The organism is Bacillus cihuensis, from assembly GCF_000504145.1.
GTDB classification, from domain to species: Bacteria; Bacillota; Bacilli; order Bacillales; family DSM-1321; genus Peribacillus; species Peribacillus huizhouensis.
Window position 1 is genome coordinate 535,105 of sequence record NZ_KI632497.1, and the last position, 26,705, is coordinate 561,809.

At 37.8% G+C, this 26,705-nt stretch carries 18 protein-coding genes; 4 read left to right on the forward strand and 14 right to left on the reverse strand.

All coding sequences use genetic code 11. The annotated features are described in order from the left end of the window. Positions 1–37 precede the first annotated feature (37 nt). The 3 genes from addA to V179_RS0120795 all read right to left on the reverse strand — a co-directional run bounded on the left by addA (position 38) and on the right by V179_RS0120795 (position 8,137). A complete protein-coding gene (gene addA, locus V179_RS0120785; protein ID WP_028393187.1) occupies positions 38–3,805 on the reverse strand; it encodes a helicase-exonuclease AddAB subunit AddA in 3,768 nt (1,255 codons plus the stop codon). Continuing rightward, positions 3,798–7,298: a helicase-exonuclease AddAB subunit AddB gene (gene addB, locus V179_RS0120790; RefSeq protein WP_028393188.1), complete on the reverse strand. Its 3,501-nt coding sequence runs from the start codon at positions 7,296–7,298 to the stop codon at positions 3,798–3,800. Before addB ends, addA begins: the two co-directional genes overlap by 8 nt. Before the next feature lie 227 nt (positions 7,299–7,525). Further along, a complete protein-coding gene (locus V179_RS0120795; protein ID WP_028393189.1) occupies positions 7,526–8,137 on the reverse strand; it encodes a TVP38/TMEM64 family protein in 612 nt (203 codons plus the stop codon). A 729-nt stretch (positions 8,138–8,866) separates the two neighbouring features. On the opposite strand from V179_RS0120795, the gene V179_RS0120800 reads away from it, so the two are divergent. After that, positions 8,867–9,226: a hypothetical protein gene (locus tag V179_RS0120800; RefSeq protein ID WP_028393190.1), complete on the forward strand. Its 360-nt coding sequence runs from the start codon at positions 8,867–8,869 to the stop codon at positions 9,224–9,226. Between the two features lie 71 nt (positions 9,227–9,297). Here the strand turns inward: V179_RS0120800 and V179_RS0120805 are convergent, their stop codons facing one another. Then, positions 9,298–9,876, reverse strand: a complete 579-nt coding sequence (locus tag V179_RS0120805) for a competence protein ComK (protein WP_028393191.1) — start codon at positions 9,874–9,876, stop codon at positions 9,298–9,300. Positions 9,877–10,094: 218 nt separating this feature from the next. On the opposite strand from V179_RS0120805, the gene V179_RS0120810 reads away from it, so the two are divergent. Continuing rightward, positions 10,095–10,331 carry an IDEAL domain-containing protein gene (locus V179_RS0120810; protein WP_028393192.1) on the forward strand — a complete coding sequence of 79 codons (237 nt, stop codon included), beginning with the start codon at positions 10,095–10,097 and terminating at the stop codon, positions 10,329–10,331. A gap of 240 nt (positions 10,332–10,571) precedes the next feature. Here V179_RS0120810 and V179_RS0120815 read toward each other — a convergent pair whose 3' ends face one another. From V179_RS0120815 to hemE, 9 genes are all read right to left on the reverse strand, one after another. Next, the gene (locus V179_RS0120815) at positions 10,572–11,381 is read right to left on the reverse strand and encodes a YitT family protein (protein WP_028393193.1); all 810 of its coding nucleotides are present in this window, start codon (positions 11,379–11,381) and stop codon (positions 10,572–10,574) included. Positions 11,382–11,722: 341 nt separating this feature from the next. Then, positions 11,723–12,994 carry a M48 family metallopeptidase gene (locus V179_RS0120820; protein WP_028393194.1) on the reverse strand — a complete coding sequence of 424 codons (1,272 nt, stop codon included), beginning with the start codon at positions 12,992–12,994 and terminating at the stop codon, positions 11,723–11,725. A 446-nt stretch (positions 12,995–13,440) separates the two neighbouring features. After that, the gene (locus V179_RS0120825; protein ID WP_028393195.1) at positions 13,441–13,965 is read right to left on the reverse strand and encodes an HD domain-containing protein; all 525 of its coding nucleotides are present in this window, start codon (positions 13,963–13,965) and stop codon (positions 13,441–13,443) included. A 778-nt stretch (positions 13,966–14,743) separates the two neighbouring features. After that, positions 14,744–15,733 carry a lipoate--protein ligase gene (locus V179_RS0120830; RefSeq protein ID WP_028393196.1) on the reverse strand — a complete coding sequence of 330 codons (990 nt, stop codon included), beginning with the start codon at positions 15,731–15,733 and terminating at the stop codon, positions 14,744–14,746. A gap of 31 nt (positions 15,734–15,764) precedes the next feature. Next, on the reverse strand, positions 15,765–16,499 hold the full coding sequence (locus tag V179_RS0120835) for an MBL fold metallo-hydrolase (RefSeq protein ID WP_028393197.1): 735 nt from the start codon (positions 16,497–16,499) through the stop codon (positions 15,765–15,767). Between the two features lie 299 nt (positions 16,500–16,798). Further along, positions 16,799–19,003 carry a YhgE/Pip domain-containing protein gene (locus V179_RS0120840; protein ID WP_028393198.1) on the reverse strand — a complete coding sequence of 735 codons (2,205 nt, stop codon included), beginning with the start codon at positions 19,001–19,003 and terminating at the stop codon, positions 16,799–16,801. Between the two features lie 76 nt (positions 19,004–19,079). Beyond that, positions 19,080–19,652: a TetR/AcrR family transcriptional regulator gene (locus tag V179_RS0120845; protein ID WP_028393199.1), complete on the reverse strand. Its 573-nt coding sequence runs from the start codon at positions 19,650–19,652 to the stop codon at positions 19,080–19,082. 548 nt (positions 19,653–20,200) lie between these two features. After that, the gene (hemH, locus tag V179_RS0120850; protein ID WP_028393200.1) at positions 20,201–21,136 is read right to left on the reverse strand and encodes a ferrochelatase; all 936 of its coding nucleotides are present in this window, start codon (positions 21,134–21,136) and stop codon (positions 20,201–20,203) included. Positions 21,137–21,220: 84 nt separating this feature from the next. Then, positions 21,221–22,258 (reverse strand): uroporphyrinogen decarboxylase, encoded by a 1,038-nt coding sequence (hemE, locus tag V179_RS0120855; protein WP_028393201.1) that lies wholly within the window; start codon positions 22,256–22,258, stop codon positions 21,221–21,223. Positions 22,259–22,704: 446 nt separating this feature from the next. On the opposite strand from hemE, the gene V179_RS0120860 reads away from it, so the two are divergent. Together V179_RS0120860 and V179_RS0120870 are read left to right on the forward strand one after the other, a co-directional pair. Further along, the gene (locus V179_RS0120860; protein ID WP_028393202.1) at positions 22,705–23,223 is read left to right on the forward strand and encodes an antibiotic biosynthesis monooxygenase family protein; all 519 of its coding nucleotides are present in this window, start codon (positions 22,705–22,707) and stop codon (positions 23,221–23,223) included. 1,032 nt (positions 23,224–24,255) lie between these two features. Next, positions 24,256–25,647: a hypothetical protein gene (locus V179_RS0120870; RefSeq protein WP_028393203.1), complete on the forward strand. Its 1,392-nt coding sequence runs from the start codon at positions 24,256–24,258 to the stop codon at positions 25,645–25,647. Between the two features lie 142 nt (positions 25,648–25,789). Here V179_RS0120870 and V179_RS0120875 read toward each other — a convergent pair whose 3' ends face one another. After that, a complete protein-coding gene (locus tag V179_RS0120875; protein WP_028393204.1) occupies positions 25,790–26,467 on the reverse strand; it encodes a superoxide dismutase family protein in 678 nt (225 codons plus the stop codon). Positions 26,468–26,705 lie beyond the last annotated feature (238 nt).

The window sequence follows — 26,705 nt, forward strand, 5'->3', positions numbered from 1 at the left end:
GTTCAAGGTCCGACCCCTTTTCCATTCATTCATTAATCTATTCTATTTCTAACAAATGTCCGCCATCAAAGAAGAATAAATAGCGATGATTCACTTTCTTCTTCAATATCCCTTCAATTGCGCGCGTATACCATTGCAGTTGAATCCGATAACGGTCAGCTAATATTTCTTTTGCACCTTCAAATCCATTATGGAAACGACCCGTAATGCCATCTGTTTTATAGTCTAATAAAACAAGCCCGTCTTCATCTTCAATTATACAGTCAATTACACCTTGAAGAAGAACAGTTTCTTCTTCTCCATGCCAATGAGAGTACGCTTCACTTGCTGGTATCGCCAATGTAAACGGAACTTCCCTGCGAATAACAGAAGCACTTTGCATTCTCTGGCCAATTTCAGTATCAAAGAATGAGAGAATTACCTCGATGTTAACTGCGTTCTTCTGTTCTTCCGTTAACAACTCTTTTCTGATTAGCTCGTTCAATAATTGTTCAACGGATTCAATCGTTACCGGTTCTTTTACGCGAATATGTTGCATCACCAAGTGGGTGATTGTCCCTTTTTCAGCAGGTGTTAATGATTTTTCCTGCATAAATGCAGGTCGATTAGATATCGGCCGTTTAAATTTACGCAACAGTTCTGTAGAACTTTGCTCATCCCGAATTTCAAGCTGTCGTTTCAACTCCGAAACAGATTGTTTCGAACGGTTTACACTAGCATCTCTTTCAGGATATGTCCATTCAAGTTGAGACATAATTTTGTCGTGATATTCTGATTCTATTTCAATTTTCTCAGCGTTCTTAACATGGCCGAGCCAATTTTCCATTACGTTTTCAGTTTCCTCTTCTTGTATTTGAAGCTGTTCTCTTTGTATCGTTGTCAAAATCCAATGTGATGGATGATTCGCTATATTATTATCATGGTCTAAGGCATAGCCCATGCTCTCCAAGAAAGGAGTACTACTTCGGTGATGTATTAAAGCAGGCCCTATCCAGTCCATATAGCTACGAGCATTAGCACGAACATAATCTTTAAGCAGCCACTCTGAACCGCTTGCGTCGCCGATCCATTTTGAAGCACTTTTCCGAAGATCCTTCAGCGTTCCGATTAGATATAACTTTTCTTTAGCGCGAGTCATCGCTACGTATAATACACGCATTTCTTCTGCAATCATTTCAAGCTGTTTCTTTTTCTTGAATGCAATTTGCGGAAGAGAAGGATAGGAAATTCTCAGCTCTGGGTTCACATAGTCACTAGCAAAACCATACTCTTTATCTAGCAAATAAGACTTACGAAGATCCATCATGTTGAATTGTTTGGAAAGCCCCGCAATAAATACGAGTGGAAACTCCAATCCTTTCGATGAATGGATCGTCATTAAGCGAACCACATCTTCCTGCTCCCCGAGTGCACGAGCCGCCCCAAGATCATCTCCGCGCTCCTGCATTCGATCTATAAATCGCAGAAAGCGGAATAATCCTCTAAACGAGCTTGTTTCATATTGTCTTGCACGGTCATATAAGGCACGTAAATTCGCCTGCCGTTGCTTCCCTCCCGGCATTCCACCAACAAAGTCATAAAATCTCGTTCCACCATAAAGTTGCCATATTAAATCAGACAAAGATACTTGCTGAGCCATTTTCCGCCATTTGGTTAAGTTTCGATAAAACAGAGAAACTTTTTCATAAACATCAGGATATAGATTATGATCGGCTTTCCGGTAAAAATCTGCCAATGCATCATAATAGCTGCCTGAATTGAATAATCTCACCTGTGCAAGCTCTTCTTCATTTAAGCCGACGATTGGTGAGCGTAATACAGATACGAGCGGAATATCTTGCTGTGGATTATCAATTGTCTTCAGCAGTGAAAGCATTATGGCCACTTCAGTTGCCTCGAAATAGCCGCTCGATAAATTTGCATACACTGGAATTCCTTGTTTCTTGAATTCCTCCATAATTTGTGGTGCCCATGGCATAGAACGCAGTAGGACGACAATATCACGATACGTTGCAGAACGATATGATCCTGTTTTGCTATCGTAAATTTGCTGTTTTTCAGATATTGCTTTTTGTATAAGCTTTGCCATCATCCTTGCTTCAAGCTGTGCATTTTCCAATTCATCCTCTTCAAAACCTTCGACATTTTCTCCGTTACTTTCTTCTCCTTTATAGCTTGCTTCCTCTGGACTAGCACCATCAATTAAATATAATTCAATCGGATATTCGGAATCCTCCGGATAATCTGCTCCTTTTTTCAATTCGGCTTGTTCATCATATTCAATTTCACCAACGAGTACTCCCATCAACCGTTTGAATAAGTAATTGGTTCCATCTAGTACTTCTTTACGACTTCTGAAATTACGATTCAAATCAATTCGTAATCCTGCTTCATCCCCATCACGGGTAAATCGCTTGTATTTACCAAGAAAAAGATTCGGCTCTGCTAAGCGAAAACGATAAATGGATTGCTTGACATCACCTACCATAAACATGTTCCCCGTGTTCTCCCCATCAGCTGTAACCAGTTTCAAAATCGATTCCTGTACAAAATTGACATCCTGGTACTCATCGACTAATACTTCCTTAAATTGCTGACGGTACTCCAATGCCGCTTGGGATGGCGTGCGGTTATAACCTTCCACTTTTTCCGTTAAAATGGCTAAGCAATAATGCTCCAAATCGGAAAAATCAACGATGTTCTTTTCTGCTTTTGCTATCCTGAACCGCGCATTGAACTGATTGACAAGCACAACCAATGTTTCGACATACCCTTTTAATTCTCGGATGTCTTGCAGATAATGCTCAGGCTTTCGCAAAAATAACTCACCCTTGACTGTTTCAAGAATTTTCTTTGCTTTATTCCGATGCTTAGTAGCCAGCTCAACAAGATCTTTATCGAACGCATCTCCCGAGCATCTCTTCGCCGTTGTAAACTTCCAAGTTTGCATACTTTCATACATTTTTTCCCATGACTCTGCATTGGCTTTTTCTAATCGTTCTACAATCCTTAAATCATCCAACAGATTTTCGGCTCTTGGCGCGGGACCGCTTGGCAATTTTGTCAACTCAAGCGCCTGCTCCAATAAATCCCGAGCCGATTGAAGCTGCATAGAGATATCAAACTTTAATGAGTCCCAAAATGGCAGATCTTCAATCTCTGCATCTTCGGTGATGTTATACATTGTTGCTGCTTGTTGTAACCATGATTCAGGGTCTGGGTATGATTGGGAAAAATTGTGAAGCGAACGGATAATCTGCTGTAGAGCTGCATCGTTACGATCACTAGTAAATGCATCCACCAATCTAAAAAAATTCTCATTACTTTGACCATAGTGTTCCTCAAGCAATTCTTCCATCACTTCATCGCGAAGCAGTTCGGCTTCTGTAGAATCTGCAATCCGAAACCCAGGATCAATATCTGTTAAATAATAATACTTCCGAATCACTTCTAAACAAAAAGAATGGAGGGTCGAGATTGAAGCACGATTGATTAAACTCAGTTGCTTTCGTAAATGCTGTGATTTTGGGTTATCTGAAATTGACTTCTCCAATGCTTCACCAATTCGATGCTTCATTTCTGCAGCTGAGGCATTCGTAAAGGTAACGACCAATAGTTCATCTACGTTAATTGGATTATTTTCAGATAAAATCTTTTCAATAATACGAGTCACCAGAACGGCTGTTTTTCCCGACCCAGCAGCAGCAGCCACGAGTATATCCTGATCTGTTGCCCAGATCGCTTTCCACTGGTCATCAGTCCATGTAACATGATCAGGCTTTACTGGGATATTCGTCTTACTCATGTGTCGGAACCTCCCTTCTTAATACATTCAATACTTCATCTTGTTTATTTGCAGACAATAATCGATATTCATTATCCTCCGTGGATTGGTCAAATTGGCATACGGACTTAAATGTACAAAACGTACAAGGAACTTTATCCTTAAGTTTATAAGGATTAATCTCTACGTTACCTCCAACAATTTCATTTCCCGCTTCTTGATACAAATGTCTGATGTGATTTTGCAAGAGCGAAAACTCTTCCTGACTTGCAATCTTAGATTTAGCTTGCAATGTTCCATCCTTTTTTAAACCGGCTGGAATCATATTTGAGTTGCTTAGAACACCCTGTTCCAATGATTGATCCATTAATTGAACAACGTCTGGATCACCTAAAAGCAGACCCTTCATTTTAAAACTTTTAAATATTTCTTGCTCAAGTACCGAAAGCTCGACCATCCCCTTGCTTTTTACAACCGGGTTATGAACATGAAAATAAAGTACGCCAGCAGGCAATGCATCTTTTCCAACCAAAGTATTTGAATGAGTAATCACGATATCTAAATATGTGAGCATCTGCAGGGCTAATCCGTAATACACTTCACTTAAATTTAAATCCTTCTCACTGGATTTATAATCTAACACTCGCAAATAAACACTATCATTTTCTTCTGCTTTATCAATCCGATCAATCCGGCCAACTAATTCCATCTTTGTTCCATCTTTCAACTCAAATGAAAGCGGTGGTAACTGACCATTTTTTCCAAATCCTAGCTCTAACCCTACTGGTACAAAGCCACTTTGCTTTGCTTGCTCACTTAGGACGATGGAAGCTCGCCCAATTACCTGTTCTAACTTTCTCTTTAAATAATGGTGTCTGTTACTGCTCAATAAGATTTGGTTTTGTAACTTCGGTGCGAGCCGTTCAACAGCCTTTCTTGCAAGCATCAAACATTGTTCCTTTGTTAAAGATGACCAGGATATGTTTCGTTCATATAAATAATCCGAGATTATTTTTAACGCGCCATGAAACATTTCACCAATGTCAGGAGCATCCAAACGAAAAATCTTACGCTCTTTTAGTTTTAATCCATGGGCAGCATAATGAGCAAACGCGCAGCTATTGAATAATTCCATCCGAGACACACTGGCTAAAATGTTTTCTCCATAGATTTTTTTGCTCGTTTCTGCAGATATTCTTTTCGTCTTGTTTTGATAAAATAAACTCGACAGTACTCGAACTGCTTCTGGCCTCATCCTTTCATGATCCATGTAGGCATTATAAACATCCCACCATACAGGATGAACTGGATAATTCCTCTTTTTAAGCTGGAGCTGCGCCGTTAAATAAGACAAAGCCACATCGTAATTCGCAGCATATTCTGCTTGCTCACTTGCATCCAAGTCTGACGGATCATTCATGAACACCGCTTCTTGCATTTTCGGAAGTACATCCTTTACCCGCTTAATATAAGAAGAAGGAAGCAGTGCTTTCCCTTCTTCATCTGCGAGTGGGTACGTTAAATAGAGTGATTCTGATGGTGTTGCAAAAGCTTTATACGCTATAAACTCCTCATCTAATAAACGTAGCTTTGAACTTGGTGCAAGCTCAAATCCGTTAACAGCTAGGTTTTCACGATCCTGGTCTGATAAAATCCCATCCTTGCCAGCCTTACCCGGTAAAACACCTTCATTTAGCCCCATGACAAATGCAGTACGAATGTCATCTAGCCTTGATAAGTCAAGGCTTGCGACAAGCACTTGGTCAATTGCTGGTGGAACGAGGGAGAATTTTAATGTTTCAAAACCGCTTTCCATTATGGTTGAGAACTGCTTTAGTGTCATTTTCTCTTCGCTGAGTAATTCTACGAATTGATCAAGCAGATTAACAATCGCATCCCAAGCTTGTTCATGTTCTCTTGCACTGATCAGATCATCTCTCTCTTCTGCTTCAACCTTCAACTTTTCCAACTTTTCTGGAATGTGCAGTTCTTCTAAGTATAAATACAGCGATTCGCACATTTCCTGGCCTGTTTGGGCACGCTTAAAGCGTTTGGATAAACGTAAAATGGCAGAATTAAAAAGTTCCTTTAGTTCGTTAAGTTCATCTTCCAATTGCTTTTCCTGGTTAGTCTGGCGTCTTTCCTCTAGCTCCAACCCTCTTATTCTTCTATAGATCCACGGGTCCTTCGAATACCATCTATTCCCTTTGATTCCACGAGAGAGTACATAGTTTTCCAAACGGTCTACCTTTTCACGCATACTTTCAGTGTTCAGGCCGATTGGATGCAGAAGTTCAGTTTTAATGGCTCTGAATACTGGTTCATAACGCCAATTCGTATTCAAAATCTCTAAAGTAGAGCGGATAAGTTCAATTAACGGATGATTCAACATTGTTCTTTTTGTATCGATAAAAACAGGAATCTGATAATCCAAAAAAACCGTGTTTATCAGATCATGATAGGATTCGCCGTTTCGGACCAATATAGCCACATCCCGAAAGCGGTGATTTCCGTCACGAACAAGCCGCAAGATTGTCCGAGCAACTCCTTCTACTTCTGCTCTTCGATTCAACGCCTGTACGACTGTGACGCTCGTATCCTCGTTAAACTCTTGTGCTGGACGCACAGTAAGATTGGCTTCAAGATGCGCCAATCCTGGGTTTCCTTTAAAACGGGGCGCACTCTCTAAATGTTCATCATTCTCAACAATAACTCCTAAAGCCACTGCCCTTTGATAAATATTGAAGTAGGTCTGACCAGTCTGCCTGAAAAGATTCAACCCATCAGGTGGGGATACCCTATACGGCTGATCGAGCGTTAATACAACAGTTACATCCTTACTTAGCTTCAATAATCCTTCTACAATTTGCAATTCCTGGGGCGTTAAACTATAAAAACCGTCTATATATATCGAAGCTTCTGCTATATAACTTGATTGAGCTAATTTTTCAATTAATAAACGAAAGTAATCCTCCGAATCCAAATACTTACCTACCAATTCATCTTCAAATGCTTGATAAATCAACTCTAAATCATGTAGTTTATCACGAACGGCATCTGATGATTGTTGTAAAGAATACTCTCTAAAATCATTGATATCTTTAGGATTGAGACAATAGCGTTTAAACTCAGCCAACATTTCTTCCATTTGCATTACGAAACCAGGCTTGTCCGCTGAACGACGAAACATCTTTAACTCATCCTTTTTTCCTTCCATAATTTTGCGGATGAGCATGTTCACTCCGACACTATCCAGATGGTGCCTGTTGCCCCCACCTGTTTCCTGGAGGATTCGCCACGCTAAACGGCTAAAGCTGAATACCTGTGCTCGCATCATTCCCTCTAGATTCGGTGTTTTAATTAATTTATATTCAGACAGAAATGTCATTTGATCCGGAACTAAATAAATAATCGGTTTTCCAGCTGGGTCTTCCCAAAGTCTATCACGTATTTCATTCAGCACCTTTGCCGTCTTTCCCGATCCCGATCGTCCAGTAATAAATCTCAGCGCCATTACCTTGCCCCCTTTTCTAGAATATATCCTCTATATCTTTTCAGTCTTTATATCAAGTTTCGTATCAAAAAAAGACATTGGATCCCCAATGCCTTTTTACTTATTATACTATGAAATCAATAATTTTTCTTGTTCAATGATTGGTAAAGCAGCGTTTTAATCAATCATACGTATGTATGTGAAAGACAAGCATATTCCCACATTTTAAGGTTTTTGTTCCACTACCATCACTCATTTTCCCTACTCATCTTCCTGTTTAACCTTGCTTCTATTCTTTTCCCAACAAGCCATAAAACAAAGATAATAATGATGACGATCGCCGTACGTAAGGGCTCATGGAATAATGATCTTATATCATACCCTATAAAACTAATCGTAAAAATCATGACCATTTTACCACCTAATAATGCAAGTGCATATGGCATCGGTCTAATATTTGAAAGTCCAGCTACAATATTCACAAGGGCAGAAGGAGTAAAGGGAAAACAAAGAAGAAGAAAGAGCGGGCCGAATCCATGTCTCTCTACCCAATGCATAAGTTTTTTAATCTGTTTATTTTTTTGAAGAAACTTCAATAGCCTTCGGTGCCCATAATGGCGAAATAAGAAAAAGACAAGTAGCGATCCCGTAACAGCCCCAATCCATGAATACATAAATCCGAGCCATAGTCCAAATGCACTTGCGTTTGCAAACACAAATACGAAGAGCGGTAAAAAAGGAAGGAAAGACTCAATCATCGGTAAAAAGATTCCTGGCAAAGGTCCGAACGAACGATACTGTTCAATTAATTCCAATATATTTTCTAATGTAAACCAATTACGAATATACTCCAAATCCATTTCAATCTCCTCAATGTCAAAAAATCTAATGCGCTATCTCTTACTTAATACAGCATTAACAGGCAATCCCCCCACCTCAAGGCGTAGAGGAATTGTAGAAGCGTAGTGGAGATAACCTGCCCTTAAAAGCACGATTGGTAAAATACAGTGAAACTTACCGGTTGATCTTCAGTGGTTTAGTTGAGGCCCACAGAATGCGAGGCACACAGACGAAGCCATAAGGACGCGGCGTACTTAGTCTGTGAAAACATTTAACCTTAGTTCGTAGTGCCGCTTTATCGAAGATTTAGCGACACTAGAACGGGACTAACAATCAGCGGGGGATGAAGCCCCACTGATTGAAGTTTCACTTTATATCGTGGAGTAGTCAGTTTAGATGAATGCATTTTCGCCCTTTAATTCACTTCATATGTGATAAACATGGAGACTTCCCAAAGCACCTGACCTTCACTATGAGTCATCCGCATGTTCGATTAATGTGAAGTTTCCTAATTATTCACATACTTTTCAACATAAATTAAAACGCTATTTTGTGCAACAAATAAATGATTTAAGACAATCTGAAATTCATCTCATTTTCATATTTCCCCACTGAGCAGTTGATAATCATCCATTCACATTTTCCTTTAATTTTAACTTGATTATTGATGCATTTTCCATTATTATTAATCAAACAGAACAAACGTTCTTAAAAACTTCACATGAGTATTGTCAGAAAGAGGGATGATAATGACTCGAATTCCAGAATACGACCGTACTATCATTGAAAAAGCACTCTATCTTCCTATGGTCGTTACGATTTTCAACCGTGATTTACAAATAATTGAGGGAAGTTCTCTTAAGATGAAAAGGCCTTACTTAGAGATGGTCGAAGCAGCATTGAATTTGGTTCAATCCGATTTGGTTCAAGTTAGAAAATACTTAAGAAAAGAAAATATTAAGGTTAGCGAGCTAAAGAGAGATCAGGAATTTACGATGTATTGCTTTTTATACAAAGGATATGAAGAGCATCATAATTATTTCAATCCACGTTTAAGAAATAAAGTAGAAGAATTATTGCGAAGCTATTTCAAAGAAGTATTTACCTAAATGTCCCTTTCATATCTTATCTGTGGAGACATAAAGAAACATACAGATTCATCATGTCCCCGTTCCTTCTCTCAATCTTTAGCTCTTTTTTCAGCTGAATAACTACGAAGAGCCTCTGAAGCTTCCATATTATTATGTAAACTGTGCAAACCATAAGCCATCTTCCCTATCTCTTTATTTATTTTTATAATCTTGGACTCTAGCATGGCAGTTCTTTGCATTTGATTCGTGAATGAACCAATTGACATATTCACCTCTAAGGTGATGTTGTTATGAAAATATACTTGTACCATCCCATTGTCTTTTTCTTTGAAATCTATTACATGGTGATACGCAATCCAAATGCAATCATCAATTAACGGTGAAGTAGTTGGAAAAAAGAAAATAGGATTTGTCTGATCTATGATGATTGGCGCTTTATGTGTCGCGCCAATTAATCGTCGTGTTCCGCCTCTCCTGCCTTCATAGCTGCTGCCAAAGTATTCACAGCTTTTCTTAATAATGACTAAAGGTTTAAACGGCGAGATAAATTCACCATTTTTTTCGATAGCTTGCGAATAGATTTTGCTACCGTATACTATTGGTTTAATGAAACATGTAAATGGGTTAATTTCATAATTTTCAATCAATACTTGTTTCGATTTTGTCATTCTTCATTTCCCCTTCCTTGTTAAATCGTTCGGAACCAATAATATCATTTAAAAATAGTAAAATATACCCATTTTTAGTCAATTTATCAATCTTGTAACAAATTTACAAATTGTAAACATTTGATGATTTTTTAAATATTTTTGAAAATTTAAAAATTATTATTGATTTTTATCCTGATGATTCCATATAATAAAAAAAAGGTCAGGAGTGGATCTTCATGAAAAATGAAAAATTACCTTCAGAATTAGTAAAGTCTTATTTGGCCAACAAGAAAAATCAGGACGCTACACTGCAGGATACATTCATTGAGATGATTATTCACGAATCTATACTCATTAGCAAAAGAACACAGCTTGAACAGCAAATCGACCAAGCACTTGATGAGAGGAATAAGCCTTTATTTCTACAATTGAGCAATGAATTAAACAAAGTTTTAGAAATGTTTGGTACTTAATATTAATAAACGTTTTCAGTCCTTAACTAGAAACACAGACACCTTGTTGACATTCAATTGAGATCGTTCTTTGACTCAGTGGCTAGCTTAATGAGACACAAAAGGAAACAATTTTCTCTAGAACCTAAATAAAAGTTACCTAAAAAGAAAAAGGTCTGACCCGGCCACTCTTCATACAGTAAAAAATTCGTGTTTGAAGAGTGCACGGTCAGACCTTTATGAAACTTCACTTTTCTGCTATCATCCTCTGTCGAACATGCCCATTACCTCGGTCGTTTCCGTAATATTAACAAACGCATTCGAATCGATCTCATTAATCATCAACTTAACATCTGTTAACTGGTAGCGAGTAATCACAGTCATAAGAACTTTTCGATCTTCCCCAGTATATGCACCCTTACCATCCATTACAGTAATCCCTCGATAAAGATTAGCGAGCAGTTTCTCCTTCATCTCATCACCCTTATTTGTAATAATCATCAATGTTAATTTAATATGGTTCGTATGAATCGTATCGATGATCTTCCCTGTTGCATAAATTGCAACGAGCGTATGAAGAGCCGCATCCCAACCAAACACAAAACCAGAGGCGATAACAACAACAGCATTCATTGCGGAGATTAAGGCTCCTAGTGGAAAATCTCTCTTCTTTGTAAGCAGCATCGCAATAATATCAAAGCCACCCGAAGACCCGGATGCCCGAAAAATAATTCCTATCCCAATTCCAGTAATAACACCGCCGAACAGCGATGACAGAATCGCTTCATTTGAAATTGCTTGAACAGGAACCACATACAAAGTAACAGAAAGAACGATGACTGACAAAATTGTATACCCAATAAAACGTTTACCTAATTTCATAACTCCGAAAATTAATAAAGGCAAATTAAGCGCGAAGTTCAAAATTCCAGTATTGAAGGGGGTAATGATCCCAAGCATAATCGCAATCCCGCTAAGTCCACTGCTTAATATTTGATGGGGAATCAAAAATAAATTGTAAGCAACTCCCACAATGATGGAACCAACTATTATGGTCAAAATATTGCGCATAACTACTCTCCCTTTAAACCAGTGACATTTTCTGATCATTTCTATCCTAAAAAGACTCCTCTATTTACAGGAATGACTGATCAGCCTAGATATTTTTTCTACTTGTGATTATTATAATAGAGAAATAAAGGAAAAATAATATAAAAGTTTTTTCAGATTATATAGGAAATTTTTTTAAGTTAGACAAGATAAGATAAAACTGTCGCTGATCAGTCAAACAAATAGGGCTGCCCCATAACAAAAGGGTCAGACCCACAACAACTATATACAGATTTTAGTCACTATTTTACTACTACTATATACTGTGAAAAGAGTGCGAGATCAGACCCTTTTTGACACCATCATTCGTTCAGATTACTCGTCTCATAACGGTCAAGCGTTGAAATTCTCTCTAACATGGAAGGATGTGTGTAGCGAAACCATTTTACAAGCAAGGGAGGATTTACTTGACTTAATCCAGCTCTCGTCAGCTCCTGAAAGGAACTGACTGCAGCTTCTTTATCTTGAGTCATTTCAATCGCATAACGGTCTGCGCGACTTTCTTGATACCTTGACACAAAATTTGATAAAGGACTGGAAGCGAACAATAAAACAGAAGTAATCAATAAAAATAACGGGAATGAACGAATGCTACTAACTTCTGATATATTTAGCACTTTCCCCCAGCGTCTAATGGAATAATTCATCAATTTCGCTGTGAACCATAAGCCAACAAGCGTTAAAACTAGATATCCTGCAATTCCGAAATAAATATGTTTTTCCACATAGTGCCCCATCTCATGTGCCATGATAAAAATTATTTCTTGTTCATTTAACCGATTCAGGGTCGTATCCCATAAAACTATTCGGGAATTGGAGCCGATTCCCGTGACATATGCATTTAAAGCATTCGTTTTTTCCGCCATATTTACTTCATATACATGCTCTGCTGGAATGTTCGCTTTATCTGCCATTTCTAATATCTTTATTTCTAATTCCTTGTTTTTTAGCGGATAAAAGTCATTATAAAGTGGATCGATAACTACTGGCTGGATGAACATGATAAATAATGAAAAAGGAATCGTTAATAACCAAGCATACAGCCACCATTTCTTCGCGCTTTTTTTCATTAACCAATATAAAACAGAGACAATAAGAATCATCGTCCCGAAATCGACCCAAAACCCAATCAGTCCATCCTTCATCCATGAAGAAAAAGACTGTGTACTTATTCCATAGCTTTTGCTTAAAGTGTATCGATAATAATTAAGCGGGTACATAACCACATAACTCAGCAAAGATAACCAAAATAAATAAATAGCATTTTGAAGAATTTTCCACTTACTTTGCGATAAAGACCACTTTTCGATTCCTCGGGAAATTCCAAATGTCAAAATAAGAAAGTAAAATAACCAATCAAATGGCATCGCCACAAAAAACAAGAAATTTCTAATTTTAGAATACTCTTCACTCAATATCCATTCCCTTTCACTCAAAAAAACAGTTGGATCAGCAACCGTCCCTTTTAATACTTCAGGTATTATAGATTGAGCTCCATAAAATATATACACATACATACCAGCTACATATAAACCAAATAAAATGATTGCAGTTAATACCGATTTTCTTACCATAATTCAGCCCCTTCCTCATAACTTCCTACTTTAAGTGTAGTACATCACGGACAAGATAGAACCATTTCTTTATATTGAAATGGTAAGTTTAATATCCAAAACAAAATTGGCGTTAAAGCGCCGCCATTTACCATGAATGACAATCCCATAATAAGCTAGACTCGCTTAACATGATGGTGGCGGTGCGAGGCTGGAATTATGGATGCTTTCTCAATAAAATCAGGAAACCTGCTAAGTAGATTGGATAGACTAGTAAGTCGCAAAGCCCCGTCCCCATGTCATTCATACAAATGGCCATATTAAATCGTTGATTAGTTTTATGGATAGCCTCTTTATAATAGACTATTATTTAACATTGCCTAAAAACTATCTAACATTTCATCAATTACTGGGATTATTAAAGTTTCTTTTTAATCTTTCAATCAAAACAGCCACCATCCTTTATCTTAGGATGACGGCTTATTTCTAACTTTTTCAATCATATCATCAAGACGAATAATGCTTTTTTTCGCACGTTCAAAGTCAATTTTTCGATAATGATGAAGACCGCCTTTTTCTTCGTCTTTCTCATCGGCCCATTTTACAATTTGCTGAAGCGGCGTGCGTACAATGTCATTTGTAGGTAAAAATGAATCAGTATGGAATAGAATAGCGAGGGATATGGTTTTGGCCTGGATTGGATTTTCTCCAAGTCGAATAAGTAGCTTATGTGCTCTTTCTGCTCCTTTTATTGCATGAATATCATTTTGTTTATAAAGGTCATAGTCCCACTTTCCGTTTCTATACCATGTGAAATGTCCCATGTCGTGAAGTAAACCGGCTTTGGCAGCTATGTCGACATCCACATTCTGCTCTTTTGCCAAGTAGAAGGCATGGTATGCAACAGCAATGGCGTGCGCTAATCCAGAGCGGTTTAAATATTTCTGTGTAATATGATGCTGAAATATATCAAGAAGGGTCACATCTCTCATCCGCTCTCTCCTCTCAATTTTTCTCCCTTTTCGAACCTAAAATTTTTAAATTTAATCATAGCGAATATGAAGATATTTATCAAGTGAAAATACTGTTACTGTTAAGGGGTATGATGATAATTTAGTCATATTTTTTGGTATAGTGATGAAATATTTGCCTCTGTTTCGATCCGTGATTTTTCAAATCCAGATTGTCCTAAACCATTTTAGCGCATAAAGTAAAACTTCAATCATTAGGGGGATTACTACCATTAATGCGGGATAAAACTCATTTCTAAAAGAAATAGTCAAGAAGAGATAAATCAAAAGCCAACTACATTTCGCAATATTTTTTTCATACATCGTAATTAGACTAAATCCTTCCGTTATAATATGGGGATTCAATCATTCCATTTATATATTCAACCTAAAGAAGACTCGTGCATAGTACGCTATTAATTATTGGCTGTTTTCTTATACTTTGTTGCTTTTAAATTAAATTTACACTACTATCCTGGGTTGATTTCCGTTACAGGTACTCCCTTTTAAGCGGGCGGCCTCAGGAGTCTCGTCAGTACTGCACTTGCGGGGTCTTCCTCAACGCGCTCTCCCCCGCAGGAGTCTCACACCTTCCACTACAATCAACATCTGCTCGAATTTGTTACTTGTTAAAAACAACAATCTTTACGAAAAGAGCCTTATTATTTCAATGAAGTTGGAAATTCAGAACACTTCTTAGGAAAACTAGAAGCCGTCTTAAATCGAACTAACGAAAGATGACGGCTTTTTAGGTTTTCTATTAGTAAATAAGGTTGATTACTTCTTCTTGTGTTACATTACCAAAATAATGCTTCACATCTACATCTGCTAAGACACGCTCAATTTCAGTCCGTTCATAGCGAATCCCCATAAGTTTCTCTTCAATTTCACTTACATCACCAACACCAAAGAAATCTCCATATACTTTACAGTTCTCAATTTTCCCTTTATTCACTTCTAAACGAATATCAATGGATCCAACTGGAAAACGGTGTGAATGCTGCAAGTTGAACTTTGGTGATTTCCCATAATTCCAATCCCAGTTTTGGTAGCGTTCTTTAGAAATTTCATTAATCTTTGTCCAATCCTCTTCCGTTAAAACATACTCAGGAATTGTTTCGTTTCCTTCAAATATATATTCAAGAATTAGAGAGCGAAATTCTTCGATTGTCATAGGTTCTTCAAGGAACTCTGCAATATTGGCTACACGGCTTCTAACCGATTTAATACCTTTCGACTCGATCTTGTCCTTTTTCACTTTTAAGCTAGAGACAATATGGTCCATTTCGGAATTAAACAAAAGCGTACCATGAGTAAACATTCGACCTCTTGTACTAAATTGGGCAACACCGGATATTTTTTTACCTTCAGCTAAAATATCATTTCTCCCGCTAATTTCTGCGTTAATCCCTAGCTTGCCAAGCGCCTTAACAACAGGCTCCGTAAATTTCTTAAAGTCATGGAAGCTTTGACCGTCATCCTTCGTAATAAAACTAAAGTTCAAGTTTCCAAGATCATGATAGACAGCACCACCACCTGAAAGTCTTCGAACCACTTTAATTCCATTCTTTTCGACATACTCTGTATTGATCTCTTCAATTGTATTTTGGTTTTTACCGATAATAATGGACGGACCGTTGATATAAAACAATAAATACGTTTCATCTATATCAAGATTTTTCAATATGTATTCTTCAATAGCGAGATTCACTTGGGGATCGTTAATCCCTTTATTATCAACAAAAATCATTAATGCTTCCTCCTTAATGTTACCCGAAAAATTATAATTGAAATTCCATGCCACCTCTAGCAATGGCAATTTCACGTTTAAATACTTCTCCTGCTTCTTTTTTCAATTGCTGTAAATCTCCATAATGCGGCAAGTGAGTAAGCATGAGTAAATGGGCTTCCGCAAGATGGGCAATCATCCCCGCTTCTCTTGCTGTCATATGTCCTGCCTGACGGCCATCTGTATGTCCATAAAGGTTACTCTCACATAATAACACTTTCGCACCTTTTGCAAAAATCGACAACTCTTCCATATACGAACTATCCCCCGTATAGACAATTGATTCGCCATTTACCTCAATTTTCATGGCAAAGCAAGGGACAGGATGCTTTGTTCTTAAAAAAGTAAAAGTAAAAGGTCCAATTTGAAGAGGCTCGTCCTCTTTATACGCAATCCCTTTTGTAATGTCTTTATAAGTTAGCTTCTTAAATTCTAATTCATCTAAATGATGACCATAGATTGGCAATGTTTTTTTCGGATTCCCTAAGAAGCTTCCGATTAGCAATGCGTGCTGAAGTACACCAATATCTGCAATATGATCCGGATGATAGTGACTCAATACGACAGCATCTAAATTTTCTGGCTGCATATGATTTTGAAGCTGAGCCAAAACACCACTACCACAATCAAGCAATACCCTATAATCTTCGTATTCTACAAGATAGCCAGAAGATGCTTCATTTTTAGCCGGATAGCCTCCCCAGCAACCTATTACAGTAATTTTCATACTCCAATCCCCTCCTGTGATTATTTTAATAAGAGAAACGCATGTGCTTCGTTCAACCAAAAAGTTAGACATTAGAGTGGATAGTAGCTTACAGTAGGCATCAAAACCTATGAATAAACTTATACTTATATATTAAATATATCGTATTCCCCAGTACTTTTCATCTTTTACCTATTAGAGTTAAACCTTTACACGAACGGGCTGAACCATAATGAAAAGGTCTAAACCCCACACCTATTATATACGGTTTATATGACACAAATAAACCGTATATATAGTGTGAAGTTAGACCTTCTTGTTTATGCTTCTAATTCTTGAATTGTGTCGTTCATTTCTGAGTAGTTTTTTTTATATTTCACTACAAAATAAAGAGTTGTAAGCACAAGAAAACTAACCATGAACGCTAACAGAACAAAGCCATTCGTCCACATTAGACTGAAGTTTCCACTTGAAATGACTTCCTTAAACCCTCGCACAGAATATGCCATAGGCAATACATGATTTAACCATTGCAACTGTGACGGGATTAATTCCACCGGGAATGTACCGGCACTTGTTGTCAATTGCAAAATCAAAATGATAATTGCTAGAAAACGCCCTGGGTTATCCATTGTTGTAACTAGAAATTGGATTAGAGCCATGAATGTTAAGCTTGTAATGATTGAAAATAAAATGAATAGTGGTACACTCTGCACTTTAAGTCCTAGAAGGATTATGAGTAATCCAGAAGCAAGTATTGCCTGAGCAACCCCAACCGCTACGATAACACCAAATTTACTTAAGAACCATGTAAATCCATTTTTCGGAATACCAACAGGTTCTCTTAATGGAAAGACAATAGAAAGCATTAATGCCCCTACAAATAAACCTAGTGATAAGAAATATGGAGCAATACCTGTTCCATAGTTCGGCACTTTGTTGATCCCTTCTTTATCTACCGTTACTGGTTTGGCAACCATGTTATACGTTTCTTCCGTAGGATGTAATCCTTCAGATTCATTCGCCGCTTTATTTAGTTCATCTTTAAATGTTTGTGAACCTTCTTTAAGATCTGTTGTACCATTAGCAAGTTGCTTTGATCCATCTACTAATTTTGTGGAACCGTCAGCTAATGCTTTCGAACCTTCCTCTAATTGTTTAACTCCGCTCGTTAAGCTACTAGCTCCAACGACAAGTTTATCTCCGCCTGCCTTCGCTTCATTCAATTTACTTGAGAACGTCGTTAGTCCAGAACTTAACTGCATTTGTCCACTAAGCAACTGATCTGTACCTGTTTCTAATTTAGCTGCTCCGTTATTTAGCTCCTGTAATCCGTTTTGAAGAGCCTTTTGTCCTTCGGTTAATGCTGCTAGATTGCTAGAGACATTTGCTGAACCAGCGGCAAGTTTCCCTGCTGAAGCAGCAATATTCTCGTTACCAGCTTCGAGAGCAGCTGTTCCTTGAGTTAATTGTTCTAAAGCTTGCTTAAGTGCAATTTGGTTTTCTTCAGGTAGCGATGCAAGTACTGGAGCTAATTGATTTTGCAGAGCGGCTACGCCATTTTTAACGTCCGTCGCTCCTTTATAAGCCGAATTCGCTCCATCTTGAAGCTGCTTAAGTCCATTTGTCACTTGATTTGAACCTTCATTTAGTTTACTTGTACCCGAAATAGCTTCATCCATTTTCTGCACAATAGTGCTAAGTCCTTGGTGCGCTTGTTGAATGCCAACTTGTAAGCTTCTTGTACCATCTTCCGCTTTCTTTGCACCATCCACTAGCTGAGTTTGAGCCTTTGAAAGCTGACCAAGCCCATTAGTAAGGGTTCCAACTCCTGCTTTGAGCTCTTTAGTGCCACTTTCTAATTTAATCGCACCACCAGTAAATTCAACTTGTTTCTCAGCTATTAGCGCCAATTTTTCCTCAAGTGTTTTAGCACCATTATTTACATCTGCTACACCAGTTAACAGTTTCCCTGCTGCTTCATCTGCTGTTTGATATCCATCTGCCATTTTTGTTAAGCTGTCGAACATCGTTTTTGCATAGGTTTCGGTCAATTTTTCTTGAAGGTTCATTTGAATTTTTTGTATCGCAGTTTCACCGATTTGTGCCGATAAGAAGTTAAAGCTTTCATTCGGCACATATTTTAATTCCAACTTTTTCGGTTTATTATCAAGCAAGGTTGTTGCATTTTTAGAGAAATTTTCAGGAATTTCAACAAGTAAATAATATTTTTGATCTTTTAAATTATTATACCCTGTTTCATGATCTACAAATTTATAGTTAAAATCCTTACTTTCCTTTAAATTCTTAACAAATTCCTTACCAATTTCATAGGTTTTCCCATCAAGTTCAGCACCTTGATCATTATTAACGATGGCAACAGGCAGATCGTCCAACTGCTGATACGGATCCCAAAATGCCCATAATAACACGCCACCATACATAATCGGAATAAATAATATCGCCACTATAGAAATAAGCATTTTTCGATTTGTAAAAATCGTCTTCCATTCTCTTTTCAACATAAACCGCCTCCTAGATTCATAATGACCGATTTGTTCATTCGGTCATCACTCTCCAAAAAAATGAGGATTATCCATTTTAAAATGATAATCCCTTAAATAAATATAGGTCGAACAATTCCGCTATCTCTTCTTTACTTAGAGGTTTCCGTATTCTCTCCCAATCAACAATAAGAGTGATATACATTTTCAACATAAGAAATGCTGTCAATTCAGGATCACAATCTTTAATGTACTTTTTCTGGATTGCAATGTTAATCTTCTCGGCAATAAAAGAAATAATTGCATTTTCAATTTCCTCAACTATTTCCAATACAGCTGGCGTTCTTATTTCTCTCTCTTCTTGAAATAATTTTATCATCAATTGATGTTCACGCCTAAATTCTAATAGACGATAGAGTGTAAGATGAAGGTTTTCCATAAATGGTTGCTCAGGATTTATAGCGTCGTTAGCTTCCTTCTCCATCTCAACAATCATATTATCAACAATTTCTTTAAATAATTCCTCCTTATTTGCATAAAACGTATAAATGGTCCCCTTACCTACATTGGCAATCTTGGCAACCTGATCCATCGTTGTAGCTTTATACCCAAATAGTGAAAAAGATTTTGTCGCTGCTTCGATAATTAATTTTTTGCGATCAACTGACATATCCCACCCCAAACTGACCAAATGAACAATCTAGTCATTAAGTACAATGTTATATTAACAAATTAATTCTTATATTGCAATGACTATTACGGTACATTGTTACAATGAGAAAAATTAACTTTTACCAGTTCCTTTACTCTACATATTCTATTTATGACAATTAGTAATGATGTTTTTAGTATATATTTCAACACGAAATCATCAAAAAAGAGGATATTTCATGAAATCATTCATCCCTTAAGATAGGTGGTCCCAAAGGCCTGACCGCTCACTTTATACATCGTTTTTATTCCATGTCATTTAAACGATATAGATGGGGGTCTAGCCTTCCGTTTTGGACCAGCCTCTTATAAGAATCGATCTCTATCGAATCATCCTCTTGCTTTGTTTTCTGTGGAAAAGGGGCGGGGCTTCGCGCCGCCACCTTCATAAGGTTATGAAATTTTGAGAACCTGAACCTTTTCATCTTTGATTTTAGAGCAGGCGCTCATAGATGTTTTTATCCCGCATTAACGGAAAGTCAAAACCCCCACTATTGAAGTTTCACATTATTGCAGATTTAATTTTTTCATAATAATCGTTTTCAATGCGTCAATAAATGCAGGATCTACATTCGGCATATTGGGACGATAGTAGCTTGCCCCTACTTCATCGGTTACAACCTTACACTCATAATCATTGTCATAAAGAACTTCTAAATGTTCAGCGATAAAACCGACTGGTATGTATATAAAAGCTTTATAGCCTTTTTGAGCGTGAAGTTCTCTCGTTAAGTCCTGAACATCTGGACCTAGCCAAGGCTCTGGTGTTTGTCCAGCACTTTGCCAACCTATTTCATAATTCTTAACATTTGCTGCTTCAGCGATTAGCTTAGCTGTTTCTTCCAATTGTTTTGGATAAGGATCACCATTTTGCAAGATTTTTTCTGGCAGGCTATGAGCCGAAACAATTAAAACATAATGATCTTTTTCTGCCGGTGTCATTTTCGCAAACGTTTCATTTAATTGATCAACCCAAAATTGAATAAACTTCGGTTCTTTATACCAGCTTTCAACAGATGTAATCGTTACATTTCCAAGCGCTTCAGCTGCTTTTTTCGCACGCTCATTATATGATTTTACACTGAACGTAGAAAAATGCGGAGCAAGAACAATGCTTACAGCTTCTGTAATTCCATCAGCATGCATTTGCTGTACTGCATCTTCAATAAAAGGCTCAATATGTTTTAAGCCGATATATGCTTTAAATTCAATTTCGTTTTGCGCTTCGTTCAACATATTTTGTAGCCCTATTGCTTGACCTTCTGTAATTTTGGCAAGTGGAGAAATTCCGCCTATTGCTTTATAACGTCCGCGGAGATCTTCAAGTGCTTCCTCTGAAGGCTTTCTTCCATGACGAATATGTGTATAATACCGTTCAATGTCTTCCTCTTTATACGGAGTTCCGTAAGCCATTACTAAAAGACCCATTTTCACTCTTGCCATTGTCGTTAACACCTCATCTTAGAATAAACTGTCTTACTTTATATACTTTATGACCATAAAGCCGCAAGCTCCCCTAAACTGTTCTTATTTCCATGAAGAATATTCATGTATAAAAGCAGTCAACTTCCTCAGTGTTTCCGGATCAACCTCTGGGAAAACACCATGCCCTAAATTAAAGATAAAGCCTGGTTGCTCCATGCCTTGATCGAGGATTTGCTTCGCTGTATCTTCAATCACTTCCCATGGCGCTAAAAGGTAAGAAGGATCAAGATTTCCTTGTACAGCCTTATGAATACCCATTTCTCTTGCTTCCCTAATAGGTAATCTCCAATCTAAACCAACTACATCAAGCGGGAGGTCATGCCACTCTAAAGCCAAATGTCTGGCACCAACTCCATGCATGATTAAAGGTACATTTTCTTCACGTAAGCTAGAGAAAATGCGATTCATGATTGGTTTTATATACTTTCGGTAATCCTCTACATTTAACGTACCTACCCAGGAATCAAAGATTTGGATTGCGCTTACACCTGCATTTATTTGGGCTTTAACATATGTAATGACCATGTCACCTAGCTTATCCATTAAGGCAAACCAAGCTTGAGGCTCAGTATACATAAACGCCTTTGTTTTATGGTAATTTTTCGATGGTCCACCTTCAATCATATACGATGCAATTGTAAATGGCGCACCTGAGAAACCAATTAATGGCACAGTTAACTGTTCTTTCGTTAACAACTTAATTGTATCCAACACATAAGCAATATCATTTTCAGGGTTTAATTCACCAAGTCTACCTACATCTTCAATTGAACGAATAGGATTATCAATCACTGGACCGATTCCAGATTTAATTTCCACATTAACGCCAAGTGCTGGCAGCGGTGTCATAATATCTTTATAAAGAACAGCAGCATCAACATCATATTGTTCCACCGGTAATCGTGTAACATAAGCACATAATTCGGGTTGATGAGTAATTTCAAATAAGGAATATTTCTCTTTAATTTTACGATACTCCGGCTGTGACCTTCCAGCTTGACGCATATACCAGACTGGAACGTGGGCTGTCTTTTCCCCTTTAGCAGCCTTTAAAAAAGTATCATTTGTAATCTTAACCATTCGTATCCACCTTTCGAACCATCGTCTTCCTAACATTAGAATAACAGAAGTCAGATTATTTTCAAATGCAACTGCTTACTACTTTATGATATTCCGTTCTAGAAGTATAGGACTCCTTTGACATTGTCACTAATTCGACTTTTTTGTGGAAATGGGGTGGGGCTTCGCAAAATCAGCTCCGCACCGCCACCTTCATAAGGTGTTGCAGTTTATAAAACCGAAACCTTTTTCATCGTTGATCTTTTTAGCAGGCGCTCTTGGATGTTTTATTTGAAGAAATGATCAGAATTTTAATGAATGAATAAAAAAACAAAGCATACTATTCAATAAACTTTCACAAATAAGGATAAGCAAATAGGTATTGTTTTGTATTGATGGTTTATTCTTGCTATTATTTAACCAAGATGTTTGCAAATGTTACTAAATCAAATAAAGGTGGGAAAATAATGAACGTATTTATTACGACTGGGACACGAGAATTTCTACAAAAAGTAAAAGAAAAGCACGTAGATAAAAAACTTTATTTTATGGGAAATGCAGAACATGCTCTTTTATTGCATGAGACACCGGGTAAAACCATCTTTTCGTCTCCAAGAAAATTTGAAGTAGTGGATGGACGTGGTGAACTAAAGGAAGATGGGTATGTTGTGATGAACAATATTCCAGTTACAGAGGAAGGCCGCCCAGGATTTGAATTCCGGTTTAAAAATCGAGCTGGCCTAATTGAAAAAGAACCTGGCTTCACGGCGCTGAGAATTTTGCGACCTTTGAATTCAGATACGTATGTTATTTTGACCATGTGGGTAGATCAACGGGCATTCACGAATTGGAAAAACTCCAATTCCTTTCAATCTGCACATAGTAAAAATGATAAGTCACTTGATAATCCCGACTTGAATAAAAAGATTTTTTCAGGACCAGCTTATGTGACACAATATTCGTTAATAACCGAAGAAGACCAATGAATCGAATTACCTTCCACTTAATTTTCTAAATTTGAAGTGAAGGATTCCTACAACCGCCAGTTTATTCACTAGTTATTGCGTAAGCAAAACAAGCTACACGCTCTATTTAAACTAAGAATTAGCCACATCTAAGCGTCTAAAGGCAAAGAATGTTGAAGCTTTCACCCAACAGACGCTCCTCCCGTTAGAACGTATTATTTTCAGTTTTCAAAGAACAACTTGTACAGAGTCCATAAAGTGAAACTTCAAACAGTGGGGACTTTTTTCCCCACTGTTTGTTAGTCCCGTTCTACTGTCGCTAAGGTTCAATGAATCACAGACTAAGTACGCCGCGTCCTTTAGTCTTTCGTCTGTGTGACCCACATCCTGTGGCGCAAACTTTACCTCTGCGTAACTCTAGTAAGTTTCACTGTATCTTACCAAGCGGGCTTTTACGGCTTTCATATCCTTTATTGCTTGTAAATAATATGCACACTCCTATCCTGGGTTGATTTCCGTTACAGGTACTCGCTTTCCGCGGGCGGTCTCAGGAGTCTCGCACCTTCCACTACAATCAACATCTTCGCGAATTTGTTACTTGCTCAAAACAACAATCTTTACGAAAAGAACCTTCGTCAAAAAGCGAGGCGACTGGTGTGGGAACGTCTCCTAAGATTGCTCACATCCTGTGATAGTCCACCAAGCATAAGATGGAATACGGCGAGAGTATTACAGCTTAAGAACCTACTATTCCTCTAAGGCTTGGGGTGGGGGTTTACTGCCCGTTAATGCGGAATAAAAAGTGTTTCGCTATGCAATCTACTCTTTGGGTTATGCCATTACATTTCTTAAGGTAAAATCTTTTCTTCCTACCAATTAAACGGTTGATCTAAGCTGCACTTAGACAACCGTTTTAATTTTAATCCATTCATAAACATTTAGATTGCTATTGTTTAGGTTCAAGGCTTCGTCATTCTTAAAAATCCAGGCAGGCCAAACACCCTTCCAATCACCCATCATATTCTGTATGAAAATCACTGGGGAGGATTCTTTATGGGCGTAGAATGGACAGCGCTGCATTGGATTTATGTTGTATTCATCGTATTGATTATAGGCTTTATGGTAAGAAGGCGGGATACGACACTTATCTGTATACTTGGGATATTTTCACTTGCTCTCATTGCAACAGGCAGTCTTGCTGCTTCAGTTAGTGGGATATTTAATAGCTTCATCTTTGCAATTACCGAGTTAATGTCAACTATTCTCGTCATTTCTATCATTGTAGCTATGAGTCAAGTTTTAACGAGAACAGGAATAAATAATGTGATGATTTCACCGTTTACACGTTTAATAAAGACACCTGCACTAGCTTATTGGACGATTGGAATCATAATGATGGGGATTTCATGGTTTTTCTGGCCATCTCCAGCCGTTGCATTACTTGGGGCTGTTTTATTACCAGTAGCTTTACGAGCGGGTTTGCCTAGTCTCGGCGTTGCCATGGCAATGAACTTGTTCGGTCACGGTATTGCTCTATCAAGTGATTTTATCATTCAGGCGGCACCTAAATTAACAGCTGATGCTGCTTCTCTTCCAGTTGGAGAAGTAATTAGTGCAAGTATTCCTCTCGTTATCACAATGGGGCTTGTCACTACTATTACGGCATTCTTTTTTCTTCGCAGAGACATGAAGCGTGGGTCATTGCCTGAAAGCACCTACATTCATGTAGAAAATGAAAATACTCAATCAGAAGATTTATTATCTAATAAACAGAAAAAATTTTTCGCAATATTGATACCAATCTCCTTTGCACTTGATGTTTTCGCCATGAGCGTATTGAAGCTGCAAGGCGGTGATGCTACAGCTTTAATAGGTGGAACAGCTGTATTCATCTTGATAATTCTTGCACTTTTTGCACATAAACAGCAAGGTTTTGAAAAAATTACTGCTTATCTAATTCAAGGATTTCAATTCGGCTTTAAAGTGTTTGGGCCAGTCATACCTATTGCAGCTTTCTTTTATTTAGGCGATTCTGGCTTTCAGCAAATTTTAGGAAATCATCTGCCAAAAACGTCACAAGGGATTGTAAATGATCTTGGGATTGGGTTGGCAGCACTAGTGCCCTTATCAAAAGAAGTTGCAGCCGTTACATTAACAATTACTGGTGCTATAACAGGATTAGACGGTTCAGGTTTTTCAGGCATTTCCTTAGCAGGTTCGGTAGCCAAATTATTTGCTACAGCAATTGGAGGTGGCGCAGCTACTTTAACGGCACTTGGTCAAATTTCTGCCATTTGGGTCGGTGGCGGTACGCTCATTCCTTGGGCTTTAATTCCAGCAGCAGCTATATGTAACGTAGACCCATTTGAACTAGCACGAAGAAATCTATTGCCAGTGACGATTGGTTTAGTAGTTACGACCGTAGTTGCAATGTTTTTAATGTAAGAACCATTCTTCTTATCACTTTCCTTTAGCAGCCGAAGATACCTAAAATCATCCGATAACATCTTCTAAAACGAAACAGAAGAAGGATGTCTAAAAGGGTCAAACTCTTTTAGGCATCCTTCACTCTTATCTAGCTTCATTATCATTCACCAATCACACCGCATGCGATGCGATCTCCTGCATTACCGGCTGGTTGGGATTTGTTGTCGTCTGCTTTTGCGTGAATCACAAGTGCCGAGCCATCTGAATCGAACAATGAATTTTCTTGATGAGTTTTTAATGTAACATGTTTAGCTATAATTTCTTCTTTAATCGTGCCATCTTTTCCTACTTCAATATTAGGAAGGTCACCAGCATGTGGTCCTCCTTCATGGTCTATACCATGACTCGCATTTGTAGGATTAAAATGTCCTCCTGCTGTTTCAAAAGTAGGTGCAACACATGACGCTGTTTCATGAATATGAAAGCCATGTATTCCTGGTGGCAAATCCGATGCCTCTATACTGATGCGTACCCCTGCATCGGTTTCTTCCAGATTTACTGACCCAATTTTCACATTTTCACTATTTTGTAATTCAACAGTTACCAATTCACCCTCACCTTTACTCTTTTCTTGAGGGGTATTTTGCTCTACACCTGCATTAGCTGGATTCCCTTCTTGATTCAACCCTTCATCTGAGATTGACCTCTCGTCACTTTTTTCAGCATTGCTACCACTATCGCTATTACCATTATTATCACTATTGTCATTGCCGCTTCCGCAAGCCCCTAATACAAACATCATGCCTATAAAAATCTTTAAAAAAAGGAAACGTTTCATAATTATCTATCCTTTCTCAATTTATGTTACTACTACATACACTCTTTACAAAATCGAACAACTTTAAACATTTCTAAGTCTTCTTTAGACATAACAACTTATGCTAGAAAACAAAAACTACCTTTTCCTGTTACATTTTTGGAAATAGGTAGTTTATCTAAAAATTAGTCGAAAAGTAAGTAATAATGATTTTTCCCATACACGGAGTTTAACTATCTCGCTACACATCAAAATTTAT

Excerpts from the sequence above, each read along its gene's own strand:
- addA (WP_028393187.1), bottom strand. The coding sequence starts at position 3,805 with ATGAGTAAGACGAATATCCCAGTAAAGCCTGATCATGTTACATGGACT.
- addB (WP_028393188.1), bottom strand. The coding sequence starts at position 7,298 with ATGGCGCTGAGATTTATTACTGGACGATCGGGATCGGGAAAGACGGCA.
- V179_RS0120795 (WP_028393189.1), bottom strand. The coding sequence starts at position 8,137 with ATGGATTTGGAGTATATTCGTAATTGGTTTACATTAGAAAATATATTG.
- V179_RS0120800 (WP_028393190.1), top strand. The coding sequence starts at position 8,867 with ATGACTCGAATTCCAGAATACGACCGTACTATCATTGAAAAAGCACTC.
- V179_RS0120805 (WP_028393191.1), bottom strand. The coding sequence starts at position 9,876 with ATGACAAAATCGAAACAAGTATTGATTGAAAATTATGAAATTAACCCA.
- V179_RS0120810 (WP_028393192.1), top strand. The coding sequence starts at position 10,095 with ATGAAAAATGAAAAATTACCTTCAGAATTAGTAAAGTCTTATTTGGCC.
- V179_RS0120815 (WP_028393193.1), bottom strand. The coding sequence starts at position 11,381 with ATGCGCAATATTTTGACCATAATAGTTGGTTCCATCATTGTGGGAGTT.
- V179_RS0120820 (WP_028393194.1), bottom strand. The coding sequence starts at position 12,994 with ATGGTAAGAAAATCGGTATTAACTGCAATCATTTTATTTGGTTTATAT.
- V179_RS0120825 (WP_028393195.1), bottom strand. The coding sequence starts at position 13,965 with ATGAGAGATGTGACCCTTCTTGATATATTTCAGCATCATATTACACAG.
- V179_RS0120830 (WP_028393196.1), bottom strand. The coding sequence starts at position 15,733 with ATGATTTTTGTTGATAATAAAGGGATTAACGATCCCCAAGTGAATCTC.
- V179_RS0120835 (WP_028393197.1), bottom strand. The coding sequence starts at position 16,499 with ATGAAAATTACTGTAATAGGTTGCTGGGGAGGCTATCCGGCTAAAAAT.
- V179_RS0120840 (WP_028393198.1), bottom strand. The coding sequence starts at position 19,003 with ATGTTGAAAAGAGAATGGAAGACGATTTTTACAAATCGAAAAATGCTT.
- V179_RS0120845 (WP_028393199.1), bottom strand. The coding sequence starts at position 19,652 with ATGTCAGTTGATCGCAAAAAATTAATTATCGAAGCAGCGACAAAATCT.
- hemH (WP_028393200.1), bottom strand. The coding sequence starts at position 21,136 with ATGGCAAGAGTGAAAATGGGTCTTTTAGTAATGGCTTACGGAACTCCG.
- hemE (WP_028393201.1), bottom strand. The coding sequence starts at position 22,258 with ATGGTTAAGATTACAAATGATACTTTTTTAAAGGCTGCTAAAGGGGAA.
- V179_RS0120860 (WP_028393202.1), top strand. The coding sequence starts at position 22,705 with ATGAACGTATTTATTACGACTGGGACACGAGAATTTCTACAAAAAGTA.
- V179_RS0120870 (WP_028393203.1), top strand. The coding sequence starts at position 24,256 with ATGGGCGTAGAATGGACAGCGCTGCATTGGATTTATGTTGTATTCATC.
- V179_RS0120875 (WP_028393204.1), bottom strand. The coding sequence starts at position 26,467 with ATGAAACGTTTCCTTTTTTTAAAGATTTTTATAGGCATGATGTTTGTA.